8 protein-coding genes are annotated in these 14,420 nt (G+C 57.0%); 6 read left to right on the top strand and 2 right to left on the bottom strand.

Annotated features, from left to right (window positions below; all coding sequences use genetic code 11):
* Positions 1–10: 10 nt before the first annotated feature.
* Positions 11–565 (bottom strand): DNA-binding protein, encoded by a 555-nt coding sequence (locus ACOYR3_RS10300; RefSeq protein WP_422846330.1) that lies wholly within the window; start codon positions 563–565, stop codon positions 11–13.
* A gap of 9 nt (positions 566–574) precedes the next feature.
* Positions 575–1,609 (bottom strand): hypothetical protein, encoded by a 1,035-nt coding sequence (locus ACOYR3_RS10295; RefSeq protein ID WP_422846329.1) that lies wholly within the window; start codon positions 1,607–1,609, stop codon positions 575–577.
* Positions 1,610–1,816: 207 nt separating this feature from the next.
* Here ACOYR3_RS10295 and ACOYR3_RS10290 point away from each other — a divergent pair, with 207 nt between their 5' ends.
* From ACOYR3_RS10290 to ACOYR3_RS10265, 6 genes are all read left to right on the top strand, one after another.
* Positions 1,817–4,693 (top strand): SNF2-related protein, encoded by a 2,877-nt coding sequence (locus ACOYR3_RS10290; protein WP_422846328.1) that lies wholly within the window; start codon positions 1,817–1,819, stop codon positions 4,691–4,693.
* Positions 4,694–4,835: 142 nt separating this feature from the next.
* Complete coding sequence (fic, locus tag ACOYR3_RS10285; RefSeq protein ID WP_422846327.1) at positions 4,836–5,984, top strand: protein adenylyltransferase Fic; 1,149 nt, start codon at positions 4,836–4,838, stop codon at positions 5,982–5,984.
* Positions 5,981–9,361 carry a site-specific DNA-methyltransferase gene (locus ACOYR3_RS10280; RefSeq protein ID WP_422846326.1) on the top strand — a complete coding sequence of 1,127 codons (3,381 nt, stop codon included), beginning with the start codon at positions 5,981–5,983 and terminating at the stop codon, positions 9,359–9,361. The genes fic and ACOYR3_RS10280 overlap by 4 nt, the downstream gene beginning before the upstream one ends.
* A complete protein-coding gene (locus ACOYR3_RS10275; protein WP_422846325.1) occupies positions 9,358–10,524 on the top strand; it encodes an AAA family ATPase in 1,167 nt (388 codons plus the stop codon). The genes ACOYR3_RS10280 and ACOYR3_RS10275 overlap by 4 nt, the downstream gene beginning before the upstream one ends.
* Positions 10,521–11,135, top strand: coding sequence for a DUF4276 family protein (locus tag ACOYR3_RS10270; protein WP_422846324.1), 615 nt, complete (start codon positions 10,521–10,523; stop codon positions 11,133–11,135). The genes ACOYR3_RS10275 and ACOYR3_RS10270 overlap by 4 nt, the downstream gene beginning before the upstream one ends.
* Positions 11,132–14,419: a DEAD/DEAH box helicase family protein gene (locus ACOYR3_RS10265; RefSeq protein ID WP_422846323.1), complete on the top strand. Its 3,288-nt coding sequence runs from the start codon at positions 11,132–11,134 to the stop codon at positions 14,417–14,419. The genes ACOYR3_RS10270 and ACOYR3_RS10265 overlap by 4 nt, the downstream gene beginning before the upstream one ends.
* The last annotated feature ends 1 nt before the right edge of the window (position 14,420 follow it).

Below are 14,420 nucleotides of genomic sequence, written 5' to 3'. Positions count from 1 at the left end.
TTTACTCAGATTATTTGATGGCAAGGTACTTGAACTCGATGCCGCCTGTCTCAGCCACTTCCTCAACGCGCAAAAAGTAGCCCTCCAGGACCAACTTCTTCAGCCGCGTGCTGGCGTTCTGTACAGACAGGCCCAGATCGGCCGCAACCTGAGAGGTCGTCACTTGACCCTGCTGAAGCACGTAGTGGACGAGCGCCTTGGTCGCTTGGTTCATCTCGGGCCCGATCACTTCAAAGTCTTGCCCGTTCCAAATGACCATCGGCTGCGCCTTGGCCAGCGCCGCATAGCTCCAGTTGTCGATCAAGTCCCTGTTGTGCAGATCCGTGAGATAGATACCTCTCTCGCCACGCAGTTGCTTGGCGAGGGCGATCACGCTTTCACGAGGGAAAGAGGCGTCGGTCGCCTCAATGCCATCAAGGGAGATACCGAACACCCGAGTGGCCGGATGAGCCTCCACAAAGTCCGCCAGGCCACGGAAAACAGCCTTCCCTTGGCTATTGCCAAACGGGCGATCAGTGCCCCCCGTGAAGTCGCGTAGTTTCACGACGATGGAATTCCGGTTCATTTTAGCAGTTTAAAGAGCGTTGCCGGGGGCGTCAAGCGTGAGCCTGAAGTCGAAACAAATGTGTGTACCTTCGATGAGCACCAGGTTGGTGGCAGGCGCAAACCGCACGCCGTCGTCACTGTGCTCGATGCGCAACTCAAAATCGCTTTGCCGAACGGATATCGCTGCCTTGAACTTTTTCGCCTTGTCCCCCGAGATCTTCAGCCCGGTTCCACGGCCATCATCGTCAACCTTGCTGATGCCACCCGATGAAAAGACCTGCTTCAACAACGCAACACCGGGGTGACCTTTCGCGGATGCAATTTTTTTAGCCACCTCGGGGTAGCGCGCCTCCAGCACAGGCATCAAGGTTCCGACGATCCCTGCACCACTGTCTGATATGACGGCCTGGATTCTTCCGCTCGCCTTATAGAACTGAAGTCCAGCCAGCCCTGGGGCTTTCGTACCCGAATGTTCAAGAACATTACGGTATAGCTCGTACAAGATGGTGCTGACCGCAACGGAATAGCTTTCCCCCGCGCAACTTACGAAACTGCGCTCCAGCAGATCGGGCACCTCACGATCTTCCTTCGTTGGATCGATCGACCGAAGCTCCATAAGGCCATCATTGTTGCCCCTGAACTCCTGAGACCGGCCGCGCAAAGCCCGCTTGGGCAGCGCCAGAATCGCCCCATGCAAGTGGTCAAAAAAACCCAACCGGTCCAAGTAGGTGAACGTGCTCCGTGACTCGGTGAAGTCCAGCACCACTGTCTTGCCCGCGTGAGCAAGTTGATTGCTGAGCGCCAGCAGTCGAGTCAGCGCATCCAGCATCATACGAGAGCCCTTTTTGAGGCTGAATACCACTCGCTGACACGGCGAGTCCAGCGGCGAACCGGCCTTGCTCAACAACTTCTCGACGTCTTTGGCGGTCAGCCACGTCTTGCCTTCAACCCCAAATTCAACCCGCAGCTCCGCTGGTGGCACCAAAGACCAGCAGGAAGACTCGTCCTGATGGAATGTGTCCTTGTTCGCATGAAGCAACGCGTTGATGGTGGAGCGCTCCATGTCAAGGCGAGAAGCAATCGTTCTCGCCTTCAACCCTGGGTTTTGACTGACAAAGTCCCGAACGATTTCTAGCATTTCCTCAAATGATATTCGCCCCGCAGCAGCCAAGCCGGGTACTGAGCACACGGGCAGCCCAGCCCACCAGAGATTGCAGCCCATCGGTTACGCTTTCGTCCACAAAGACAGCTGACCGCAAGGGGAGAAATCGTGTCCAACAGCGCTCAAAGCATTTCCGCATTCCACGCCAAGTACTTCGCGTGGGAACTGTCCCGCAAGCGGTCCTCCTCCGAAGAAGACCGACTGTCCCAATCGCTGTTCGACGCCAGCGTTGACCTGAATCCCCATCAGATAGATGCTGCGCTGTTCGCCTTGCAAAACCCGCTGAGCCAAGGTGTCATGCTGGCCGACGAGGTGGGGCTCGGCAAAACCATCGAAGCCTCACTGGTGATGTGTCAACTCTGGGCAGAGCACCGCCGCCGCTTGCTGGTGATCTGCCCTGCAGCTCTCCGAAAGCAATGGGCACAAGAGCTGTCAGACAAGTTCAGCTTGCCCGCCGAAGTGCTCGATGCGCGCACGTGGGCACTCCTGCGCAAGGCCGGCGAGTTCGATCCGCTGAACCGAGATGTGATCAGCGTCATGTCGTACAACTTCGCGACGAGGATGGAAAAGCAGCTCGGCGCCATCCCATGGGACGTGGTGGTGATCGACGAAGCACACAAGCTCCGCAACGCCCACCGCAAAAGTCATGAAACCGGCCAATCGCTCAAACGCGCCTTGGCGGGCCGCAAAAAGCTCTTGCTGACAGCCACGCCCCTTCAGAACTCCCTGATGGAGCTGTATGGCCTGACTTCGCTGATCGACGAGAACGTGTTCGGTGATGAGCGCAGCTTCCGCACCCGATACAGCCACAGTGATGGCGATCTGAATGCCCTGCGACAGCGCCTGAAGCCCTTCGTGCAACGCACCCTGCGCCGTGATGTGCTGGAGTACGTGCCCTACACACAGCGCCATGCCCTGACCACGCCTTTCGCACCCAGCGACGCAGAGCAAGATCTCTACGCCTGCATCACGGCCTACCTGCAACGCGATTTCAGCTACGGCTTCCCGCTGCGACAAAAGCACCTGGTTTCACTGGTCTTGCGCAAGTTGCTGGCCTCATCCACCGAAGCCGTGCTGGCAACCCTGCAAGGCATGCGCGCCCGCCTGCAAGCGCTGCTGAACGAGCAGAGCATTGACGAAGACTGGCTGGGCAAGCTGCTGGACGACGAAGACCTCGAATCCGACTTGGTCGATGAGCTGGATGCTGAGGATGAAGCCACCGGTGCCCCCGCAGCCGTGGACTTGGCCTTGCTGAAATCCGAGATCGCCGAGCTCGACCACTACATCGACTTGGCTAGCAAAGTGAGAGAAGACCAGAAGTCTCACGCGCTGCTGCGAGCCCTTGATCAAGGCTTTGAGCGCATGGGCCAGATGGGCGCTGCGCGCAAAGCTGTCATCTTCACGGAATCACGACGCACACAGGAGTACCTGGCGCGCTTCCTTGAGGCGCACGGCCATGCAGGCAAGGTGGTGACCTTCAGCGGTCAAAACCAGGGGGCGGGCAGCAACGGCATTTACCAGCGCTGGTTGGCCCGTCATGTCGGGTCTGACCGTGTCACAGGGTCACCGGCCGTCGACCGACGTACCGCCTTGATTGACCACTTCCGCGAGCAGGCAGACATCCTCATTGCCACAGAGGCCGCTGCCGAGGGTGTGAACCTCCAGTTCTGCTCGCTAGTTGTCAATTACGACCTGCCCTGGAACCCTCAACGCGTTGAGCAGCGCATTGGCCGCTGCCACCGCTATGGCCAGAAGTTCGACGTGGTGGTCATCAACTTCCTGAACCAACGCAACGAAGCCGACCAGCGCGTGCTGGAGCTGCTGCAAGACAAATTCCACCTGTTTGACGGCGTGTTCGGTGCTTCAGACCAGATCCTGGGTCGCATCGAAAGCGGCATCGACTTTGAACGCCGCATTGCCGAGATCTACGACCAATGCCGCAGCCCCCAAGCCATCGAGGCCGCCTTTGCGCAGTTGCGAGCGGAGCTGGACGCTGACATCCAAGCGCGCATGCAGGAAACCGAACGCCTGTTGCTGGAGCACTTCGACGCCGACATCCATGACCGCCTTCGCACACACCGCGAGCGCGCAGAGTCGCAGCTCGACCGCGTTTCGCGCCTGTTCTGGCTGCTCACTCAGCATGTCTTGCACGGCCGGGCTCGCTTCGATCTGAACAAACTGTCATTCGATCTGCCTGAGCCGCCCGTGGCCGCCGCTCCTCCAGGCACCTACCAACTGATCCGCAAAGGTGACTCGGTGGCGGAGAAGGTGCTGGAACACGCCCGGGTGTACCGCCTGACCCACCCTCTTGGCGAGTACGTGCTCGACCAGGGCCGAAACACCGCCACACCCCAGGCATTGCTGCGTTTTGAATACCGCTCAGCCAAGCCCCGCATCAGCGTGGTGGAGCAATTGGCCGGCAAGGGGGGCTGGTTGCAACTGAATTTGCTGGAGCTGGACAGCTTTCAACGCGAAGAACATCTGGTGTTCACGGGCTGTACCGACGACGACAAGGTGCTGGATCAAGAAACATGCGAAAAGCTGTTTCAGTTGACAGCAACGGTGGCCCCGATTGACCTGCCGGCGCCCAACACCTTGCAAGGCAATGCACGCCGGCAACTGGACGCGGCGCTCAGCCGTGCCCTGGAGCAAAACGACAAGTTCTTCCAGCAGGAACGCGACAAGCTGGATGCCTGGGCCGAGGACCGCATCTTTGCTGCGGAGCAAGCCCTTGAGGACACCAAACTCAAACTCAAGACCCTCAAGCGCCAGGCGCGTCTGGCCACGAGCATGGACGAAGCCCGCAGACTACAGGACGAGACGCGAAAGGTGGAAGGTGATCAACGCCGCCAGCGACAAGACATCTTCGCCGTGGAAGACGAGATCGAAGCGCGCCGTGATGCGCTGATCGACGCGCTGGAAAAACGCCTGCACCGCGCCAGCCACACCCGCCACCTCTTCACCATTCGGTGGGAAGTGGTTTGACCTGTTCTGAAGCAGGATTTTGTCGACATGTGCTGTGCCATGTGTCGCATCGAACGACATGTAGCGAAAATGTGTCGATATTTTAAAGAAATTGCGACATGATGCCACTATCATGTCGCCCATTTCTCTTCAGAGAGCACAGATGAACGCTCCCGAGGCCGTTTGGCGGCCTGAGGCTCCCCACAACCAGCTGCCGCCTCTGCCTCCTTTGCAGGAAGTGGAGACAAAAGCCGTGCTGCGCGCTTGCATCACGGCTCGTGCGGCATTGGCTGAATTGAAGCAGGCGGCAGAGCTGATCCCGAACCAGACCATGCTGATCAACACGATCCCGCTGCTGGAAGCGAAGGACAGCTCCGAGATTGAGAACATCGTCACCACCACCGACCAACTCTTCCAGCACGCGCAAGGCGATGGGGCTGCGGACCACGCCACCAAAGAGGCGCTGCGCTACCGATCTGCACTGCACCGAGGCTTTCATGCCCTGCGGACTCGCCCCCTGTGCACCGCCACAGCGGTGGAGATTTGCCGCACCCTCAAAGGTGCCGACATGGACATCCGGCGTACATCTGGCACGCAAGTGGCCAACGACCGCACTGGCGAAGTGATCTACACCCCGCCGGAAGGCGAGGCCCTGCTGCGTGACCTGCTGGCCAACTGGGAGCGCTACCTCCATGAGCAGCCCGAGTTGGACCCGCTCATCCGAATGGCGGTAGGGCACTACCAGTTCGAGGCCATTCACCCCTTCATTGACGGCAACGGCCGCACAGGGCGAGTGCTCAACATCTTGTACTTGATCGAGTCCGGGCTGCTGAACCTGCCCATCCTCTACCTGAGCCGGCACATCATCACCCACAAGGCCGACTACTACCGTCTGCTGCTGAACGTCACCCGCGAGCAGGACTGGGAGCCTTGGGTGCTGTTCACGCTCCAAGCGGTGGAGGCCACCGCGCAGTGGACCACGGCCAAGATAGGTGCCATCCGCCAATTGGCCGAGCACACCACCGAGCACGTGCGCACCCACCTGCACAAGATCTACAGCCGCGAGCTGGTGGATGTGGTGTTCGAGCAGCCCTACTGCCGCATTGCCAACCTGGTCAACAAGGGCGTGGCCCAACGCCAGGCGGCATCCCGATACCTGAAAGAGCTGGCCGCCCTGGGCGTGCTGCGCGAAACGCAGGTGGGCAAAGAGAAGCTCTTCATCCATCCCAAGCTGATGCAGTTGCTGACCCGTGACAGCAACCACTTCACGCCCTACTCAACGACAGGGCTGCCCCTGCACATCAAGCCATGAGCCAACAAAAACAACGATTTGTGGAACTGCTGGAAGAGCTCTTTCAGCTGAATCAACCCGAGCTGGACTTCGGTCTGTACCGCATCCTGCACGCCCGCAGCCAAGAGATCCGCGCTTTCATGAGCGGCGAGCTGGCCACCGAGATTGACCAGGCCTTTGCCGGTCAGGCCGTTCAAAGCGCGCACGAGTTGCTGCAAGCCGCCAAACAAAAAGTGCTGGACGACCTGGCTGACGACGCCTTCGATGCTGCAGGCGAGCTCAAGCCCGAGTACCTCAACACCAAGATTGGCAAGGACTACCTCCAGGCACAGCAAGCAGCCCGCGAGGGCAGCGGACCGTTGTCGGACCAGGCTCAGGTGTATGACCACCTGTACCGATTCTTCTCACGCTACTACGACAAGGGCGACTTCATGTCGAAGCGCTACTTTGTGGCGGAGAACGACCAACGCGCCGCCCCCTATGCCGTGCCCTACGACGGGCGTGAGGTGATGCTGCACTGGGCCAACAAGGACCAGTACTACATCAAAAGCAGCGAACACCTGAGCAACTACAGCTTTGACTTGACCGAGGCCCTGCGCTTGGAAGCCCAACGCCAAGGCAAGGGCCAGGAGCTGGACTTTGGCGGCGAAGCAGGCTTGGAGCCGATGAAGGTGCACTTTCGCCTGGCTGCAGCCACAGAGGGGGAACACAACAACGTCAAGGAAAGCCAAGACCGCTTCTTCTTGATCCATGCGGCTGAGCCCATCAAGTTCGAGGCCGGCAGCCAAGGCCAGATTGAGCTGGTGGTGCAGTTTGAGTACCGGCCGGACCCTGACAAAACTGGCCAAACCAACACCTGGCAACAGCAAAAGCTGGCCGAAGCCGCTCAAGCCGTGTTGCAGGCGCTGCAGACAGCGGCGTCCGGCGATGGCAAGTCGCAGGCCTATGCACGAGGTTTGGCCCATCCAAGCCCGACAGAAAAACGCCCTGACCGCACAGTGTTGGCCAAGTACATGGCTCAGTTTGCTGACCGCAACACCATGGACTACTTCATCCACAAGGACCTTGGTGGGTTCTTGCGACGCGAGCTGGACTTCTATATCAAGAACGAAGTTATGCGCTTGGACGACATTGAAGCCGCCAGCGCTCCACGAGTAGAAAGTTACCTGGGCAAGCTCCGCGTGCTCCGCAGGATTGCACGTCGAATTATTAACTTCTTATCTCAAATTGAGGATTTCCAGAAAAAGCTCTGGCTAAAGAAGAAGTTTGTTTTCGATTCGCAGTACTGCATCACCCTGGATCGAGTCCCGGTAGCCCTATACGAGAAGATTGCTAACAATTCGGCGCAGATCGCCGAATGGATCGAATTGTATGCCATTGATCAAGTGACCGGCGATCTTACAAAAGCCAGCTTCACCGCCCCCCCGACAGTCGAATTTTTACAGCAGAACCAGTACTTGCTCGTCGACACTGGCCTATTTGATGATGCATTCAAGGACGAGCTTGTCTCCTGTATTGATGATCTGGATTTGAATCTAGACGGGCTTCTAATAAATTCCGACAACCTTCAGGCGCTGAACACCACAAAGAACTTGTATGAAGAGTCGTTCGACGCAGCGTACATCGACCCGCCATACAACACTGACGCGGGCCCAATAGACTACAAAAATGGCTACAGAAGTTCGTCCTGGATAACCATGATGAACGATCGGCTAGAAGCGCTTCGACCTTTGCTTAAGGCCGAGGCGGCGGTGTGCATAACGATTGACGACTATCAGGTTCACGAGCTTGCCAACCTCCTGGACAACAGCTTTGGAAAAGATTTACACCTTGGGACCTCAATCATACGAAACAACCCCTCCGGCAGATCCACTGTCAAAGGCTTGTCAATTTGCCATGAATACGCCTTTTTTTATGGTGCGTCAGAAAGTGCCGAACTGGCTAGGCTGCCGAGGACAGAAAAGCAACTAGAACGATTTACGGTCGAGGAAGGCGCACATGTCGACTGGCGAAACTTTCGCAAAGACGGCGGCTCAGTTACCCATAGAGCGGCCCGCCCCAAGCAGTTTTACCCTCTTTTTGTTAACCCGGAAGAAAACAAAATCCGCATTCCGGAAATGGAATGGGACGAGGCAAATCGTTCGTGGAAAATCCTCGAACTTCCCTCCGAAGGCGAAACGGCCCTTTTACCAGTAGATGAGAAAGGCAGAGATCGAGTGTGGAGCCTCAATCACATCTCGGCAATCGCCTCTATGGATGACCTAAAAATCAAGTACAGCCCCAAAAGTGGCCTGCAGGTTCTAAGGCGCCACACTCCCTCAGAAGGAGTGCTACCGAGATCATGGTGGGATAAAAATACATACGCTGCCAGAGAGTACGGAAGCGCAACCCTCACTCAACTTTTCGGAGAGGCGAGTTTCTCATTCGCAAAGTCGCCATTTGCTGTTCAAGATTGTTTGTGGGTATGCGGACTCAGCGAGGACTCAAACGGCAAGGTAATTGATTACTTTGGAGGGTCGGGGACCACCGCTCACGCCGCCATAAACCTGAATCGGCAAGACGAGGGAAAGCGGAAATATGTGCTTGTTGAGCAGGGAGCATACTTCGACTCAGTTCTCAAGCCACGTATTAAAAAGGCCATCTACTCTGCAGAATGGAAGAACGGCAAGCCGATTGATCGAAAGGGCATTAGCCACGCGTTCAAGTACCTTCGCCTTGAATCCTTCGAGGACACACTAAATAACATGGCTGCCTTTTCAACTGAGTGCAGCCCAGTCCTCAGTCAACACACGTCAGCAGACTTCAAAAGAGAATACATTCTTAAGTATTTACTCAATTTTGAGACTACAGGCAACCCAAGCCTCTTAAACGAGCACCTTTTCGCAGATCCCACTGCATACAAAATTCTTATCAAGCAGCCGGGCACAGACGTTCAGGCGCTACGCACCATAGACCTGGTGGAAACGTTCAATATATTTATTGGCCTGCACGTCACCTTGTTGGACAAGCCTCGCACCTATTCCATTCAAATGTGCAAAGAGGCGGACCCTGAACTCCCAGGAGATCAAGATACACGATGGGTCAACAAGGGTATTGACGAGGTTGACTCAGGCGACTATTGGTTCCGCATGGTCGAGGGCGATGTGTTCACCGTTCCTGGCGACGAACTCTCACGCGAACGAGTACTGGTGATCTGGCGCAAACTAACCGGTGACCCCGGCCGCGACCAGGCTGCACTGGAGGCTTGGCTTAACAAGATGAAGATCAACCCTCGTGATACCGACTTCGCCACCATCTATGTGAACGGCAGCCACGCGCTCAATACCGATGGCTCGGCAGGCGCGCGGGTGTGCATGATTGAAGAGACTTTTGCCCAGCGCATGTGGGAGGACGTGTGAACGACTCCACCAAAATGACTGGCATGAAAGGCCGCATCACCCGATTGAGCATCCAGGGTTTTCGCAGCCTCGCCCATGTGGATAGCCTAGAGCTGCCTCAGATGGCCTTGCTCATTGGCGCCAACGGTGCGGGCAAATCGAACTTCATCAAGTTTATCGAGATGCTGGGCTGGATGCTCAAGGGCAAACAGCTCCAAGGCTATATCGAACGCAACGGCTGGGCCGACAACCTGTTGTACATGGGCGCGAAGAAAACAGACAAGATCCGCGCCTCGGTCACCATTGAAACGCCCAAAGGCTTGAACGAATATGAATTCGTGATGGGCCACTTGCCAGCGGCCAACACACTCATGCTGATTGAAGAGCGCTACCGCTACTCAAATTCGGCAAAGGGCACGATGGCCAACTGGTATGAGATGGACAGTGGCACGAAGGAGGCGCAACTCCCCCTTGCGATCAAGGAGGCCCCTACTGCCAGCGCCAGGACAACCGCAAAGACAGTGACGCACCTGCTGCGGCAGTGTTCCGCCTACCAGTTTCACGACACATCCCCTAACGCACCGATCAAGCAGCCATGGATGGTCTCAGACCATGCTCGACTGCTGTCCCACGGCGGTAACCTGGCACCTGTGCTGCTGAACTTCTACAACGAGAACCCCAGGGCCTACAACACGATCGTGGAGCGAATTCAGCGAGTGCTGCCCGCATTCGACGATTTTGTCTTGGAGCCCACTGGTCCGGAGGGTAGACAAACCGTCGCCCTACGTTGGCGTGGCAAGTATGGCGATAAAACCTTCGGTGCTGATTCAACTTCAGATGGTTCGTTGCGCCTGTTCTGTTTGGTCACGTTGCTCAGCTCGCCTGAGGATCGCCTGCCAGACGTGATCTTTTTGGACGAACCAGAACTGGGCTTGCACCCTTTTGCCATCCAACTCGTGGCCGCGATGATGAGGTCGGTCAGTACATACCGGCAAATCATTGCTTCGACCCAGTCGGTTACGCTGGCCAATGAGTTCGAGTGGTACAACCTGGTGGTTGTGGATCAAAACCAAGGTGCATCCACGTTCCGCAGACTCAAAGAGGAAGAAGTATCAGCCTGGCTAGAGGACTATCGCGCAGGAGACCTGTGGGAGAAGAATTTGCTCGGGGGGACACCGGAATGATCCGTTTGGGCATCAGTGTCGAAGGCAAGACGGAGCGTAATTTTGTCAGCACAGTCTTGAAGCCTCATCTCGAGCAATTCGGCGTCACGGTAGTTGCAAGCCCCATGCATGGAAACATAAGCCTTGATCGAGTCAAACATGAGCTGAAGAGCTTTGTTCACGGGTTTGATCATGTCTCGACCTTCTACGACTATTACAAGTTTGTACGCGCAAAGGGTCGAACAGTCAGTGAGCTCGAAACGGCAATGCTTGAGGGATTAGAACAATCACTCAAGTCAAAAATCACACCGTACATTCAGATGTATGAGTTTGAAGCACTCCTTTTTGCAGTTCCTGACAAAGTTACAGAGTTGCTGCGCGGAAAAGAAAAGCAGACCAACCTCATGCGGGATGCAGTGAAGGAGTGCGGATCACCTGAGGCCGTCAACAAGGAATTCGACACCAAACCATCGGCTCGATTGGGCAGGATTTTCCCCGGCTATGAGAATCAGAAAGATTTGTATGGTGCACAGATTCTGCGGGAAGCTGGACTAGCTACGGTGCGAGAGGGATGTCCTCGCTTTAGTGTGTGGATCACACAACTCGAACAACTGGGCCAACAAGCGGCATGAACAAGAAGACCACGAAGTCCAGCAAGGCCGCACAGCCACTGGTGGCGAGCCACTTCCAGGATGCCCTGGTGCTCAACCAATGGGTGATCAGCCTGCTGGGCGTTGACCCACTGGCCGCTCACACAGATGCTGGGCGAAACAAGCGCCCATTGGAAGTGCTGGCCAAGACGCTGCGCGAGATTGAGCCGGGCATCTCGCCCGATGGCAAGCACCGCTTTGCCAAGGCGTTGACCGATCACCTGCAAGCCGGCGCGGTGATCACCACCGCCGACATCGAACGCTACGACGCCAACCTGGTGGCCCACACCCGCTGGATCAATGAACGGCGCAAGCACAAAGGCCCCATTGTCTGGAAGTACTTCCAGTGGTTGACGCTGTTGTTCGTTGAGATATACATCGACCGATACTTCAGTGACCGCCAGGGCCTGTGTGACGCGCTGAATGAATACCTTAAGCGCTTCAACGCCCACCATGATGCACAGAAGCGCTCTACCGGCGTTGACCTGTTCAATGTGGAAGACCTGAACAAGATTTGCCTGCAGAATGCCACAGGCAGCGGCAAAACGTTGCTGATGCACGTGAACCTGCTGCAGTTCGCCCACCATGCCAAGGCCAACGGTCTGGCAGACCGTTTCAGCCGGGTGATTGTGCTGTCGCCCAACGAGCGCCTGTCTGAACAGCACGAGCGCGAACTGCGGGACAACGGCTTCCACCCCGACACGCTTCGCCAGGACACCGACCTGCTGACACAAGGGCAGGCAGGCCTGACCACGCCCATGCTGACCGAGATCACCAAACTGGCTGACGAGCAGAAGGTCAAGCAAATGGCGGTGGACAGCTTTGGCGATGCCAACCTGTTGCTGGTCGATGAAGGCCACCGCGGCATGAGTGGTGGCGACTGGAAGGTCAAGCGTGACAAGTTGGCCGCCAAAGGCTTCACCTTTGAATACTCGGCCACGTTCAAGCAGGCGGTGAAGGCTGCCAATGACCGGGTGCTGGCGGAGAGCTATGCCAAGTCGGTGCTGTTTGACTACAGCTACCGCTACTTCTACGCGGATGGCTATGGCAAGGACTACCGCATCTTCAACCTGCCCAAGGATGAACTGGCGCACAAAGATGCCTACCTGACGGCCGCGCTGTTGGCCTTCTACCAACAGCTGCGCATGTTCGTGGAAGCTGGCAAGCGCTATGACGGCTACAATCTCGAAAAGCCGCTCTGGGTGTTTGTGGGTGCCAACGTCACCGGCAAAAGGGCGGTTGACGAAGAAAACGTCAACCCTTCTGACGTGGCCCAGATTCTCGACTTCCTTGCCAGGTTCTTGGCAGACAAGGACGCGGCCACGCAGCGCATTCACCAGGTGCTCAAAGGCAACGCGCAAACTTCCGGTCTGATGGACAGCAAGGGGCAAGACATCTTTGTCAACTCCTTTGCGTACCTCAAGTCAGCCGATCAGGATGCGTCATCGCTGTACGCAGACATCTGCACTCGGCTCTTCCACGCACCGGGTGGTGGCCACTTGGTGGTGGAACGGGTCAGAGGCGACAGCGGCGAACTCCTCCTGAAGGTGGGTGAAGCGGATCAACCCTTCGGTGTCATCAACGTGGGTGACGCCAGCGCTCTGGCCAAGCATTTGAAGGATGAACTGGAGACCAAGCAGTCCATTGCCGAAGTGCGGCCCAGCGAGTTTGGAGAACCCGTTTTCGGGGATGTGCACAAACCCAGCTCGCCCATTCACATGCTTGTGGGCTCCAAGAAGTTCATCGAAGGATGGGACTGCTGGCGCGTCTCCAGCCTGGGCTTGATGCGCATGGGGCAAAGCGAAGGTGCGCAAATCATCCAGCTGTTTGGTCGCGGCGTTCGCCTCAAAGGCAAAGACATCAGCCTGATGCGCACGAGCCGTTATCAGCCGGTGAATCCCCCCAAAGACATCCACCTGCTGGAAACCTTGAATGTGTTCGGCGTGCAGGCAGACTTCATGGAGACATTCCGGAAGTTCCTGGAAGAAGAAGACCTGCCGCCCAACGATGCGCCTCGTGTTGAAACCATCGATCTCAACGTGACGCACGACTTTGGCCAACAGCTCAAGATCCTGCGCGCCAAGTACCGCAAAGACACCCAGGAGCAATACGACTTCCGCAAGCATGGCCCCGTGGTCAGCTTCGAACTGGCCAACCTGCCGCCCAGCATGACTGTGGGTGGGGTTCGGGTGGTGGTGAACCGCTACCCCAGGGTGCAGATGATTCAAGCCGCCGAAGCCACACACCATGTCGCAGAGGCCGCTGCGCCCATCACGCATCAATTTGATGCCCTGCGCCTGTCCATGCTGAACTGGCAGCAAATGTGGTTCGACCTGGAGCGCTATCGCAAACAGCGCCACTTCGACAACGTGGTGGTGCGGCCTGAATCGCTGCGCGCCTTGCTGAGCAGGCCGGACTGGTATGTCATCGAGGTGCCAGAGGCTTGGTGGGCATTGTCGATGGGCAACGTCAAGCACTGGCAGTCGGTGGCCTTTGAGCTGCTGTGCAGTGCGCTGGAGCGTTGTTTCAACTACCACAAGCGCCGCTACATCGACCCACGCATGGAGCTCGTTCTGCTAACGCGTGATCACGAGAACCTGCCGGGTGAGGACGAGAACTATCAACTGATCGTCGAAGGCCGTGAGGACTACCTGATCGACGACATCAAGGTGCTCAAGCAAGAACTGGCTTCGGTTGGATGGCGCACAACGGGCCACGCCAAGGGCCTGCGACTCGACATTCACCTCTACGAGCCACTGCTGTCCAGTGAAAAGATCAAGATCCAGCCAGTCAGCCTGAATACTTCCGAGTTTCAGTTCGTTGAAGACCTCAGGCAATGGATGCTGGTGAATCAGGCCGCGCTGGAAGCAAAGCAATGCCACCTGTTCTTGCTGCGCAACTTGGCTCGCCGTGGCGTGGGCTTCTTTGAAGCGGGCAACTTTTACCCGGACTTCATTTTGTGGGGCCTCAAGGCAGATGGCACGCAGCGTATCGTTTTCCTAGACCCACACGGCCTGGAGCATGAGGGACCGGGCAGCGACAAGGTGAACTTCTCGTCCGAGATCAAGAAGTTGGAACAGCGCCTGGGAGACCCCCAGGTCAAGCTGGAATCGGCTATCTTGTCACCCAGCACCAACCGGATGCGAGTCGAACACTTGTGGAGCACGCGCGGCCTACCAAAGCCTGATCTTGAAGCCCTGCACGTCTACTTCATTGGCGAAAAGGGGTACGTGGATCAGGTACTGGAGTTAGCGACGAAGTGGTGAA

Source organism: Acidovorax sp. M2(2025) (assembly GCF_049330835.1).
Lineage (GTDB): Bacteria > Pseudomonadota > Gammaproteobacteria > Burkholderiales > Burkholderiaceae_C > Acidovorax.
Note: the sequence above shows the minus strand (reverse complement) of the source record. Positions and strands in the feature narration are given on the sequence as shown.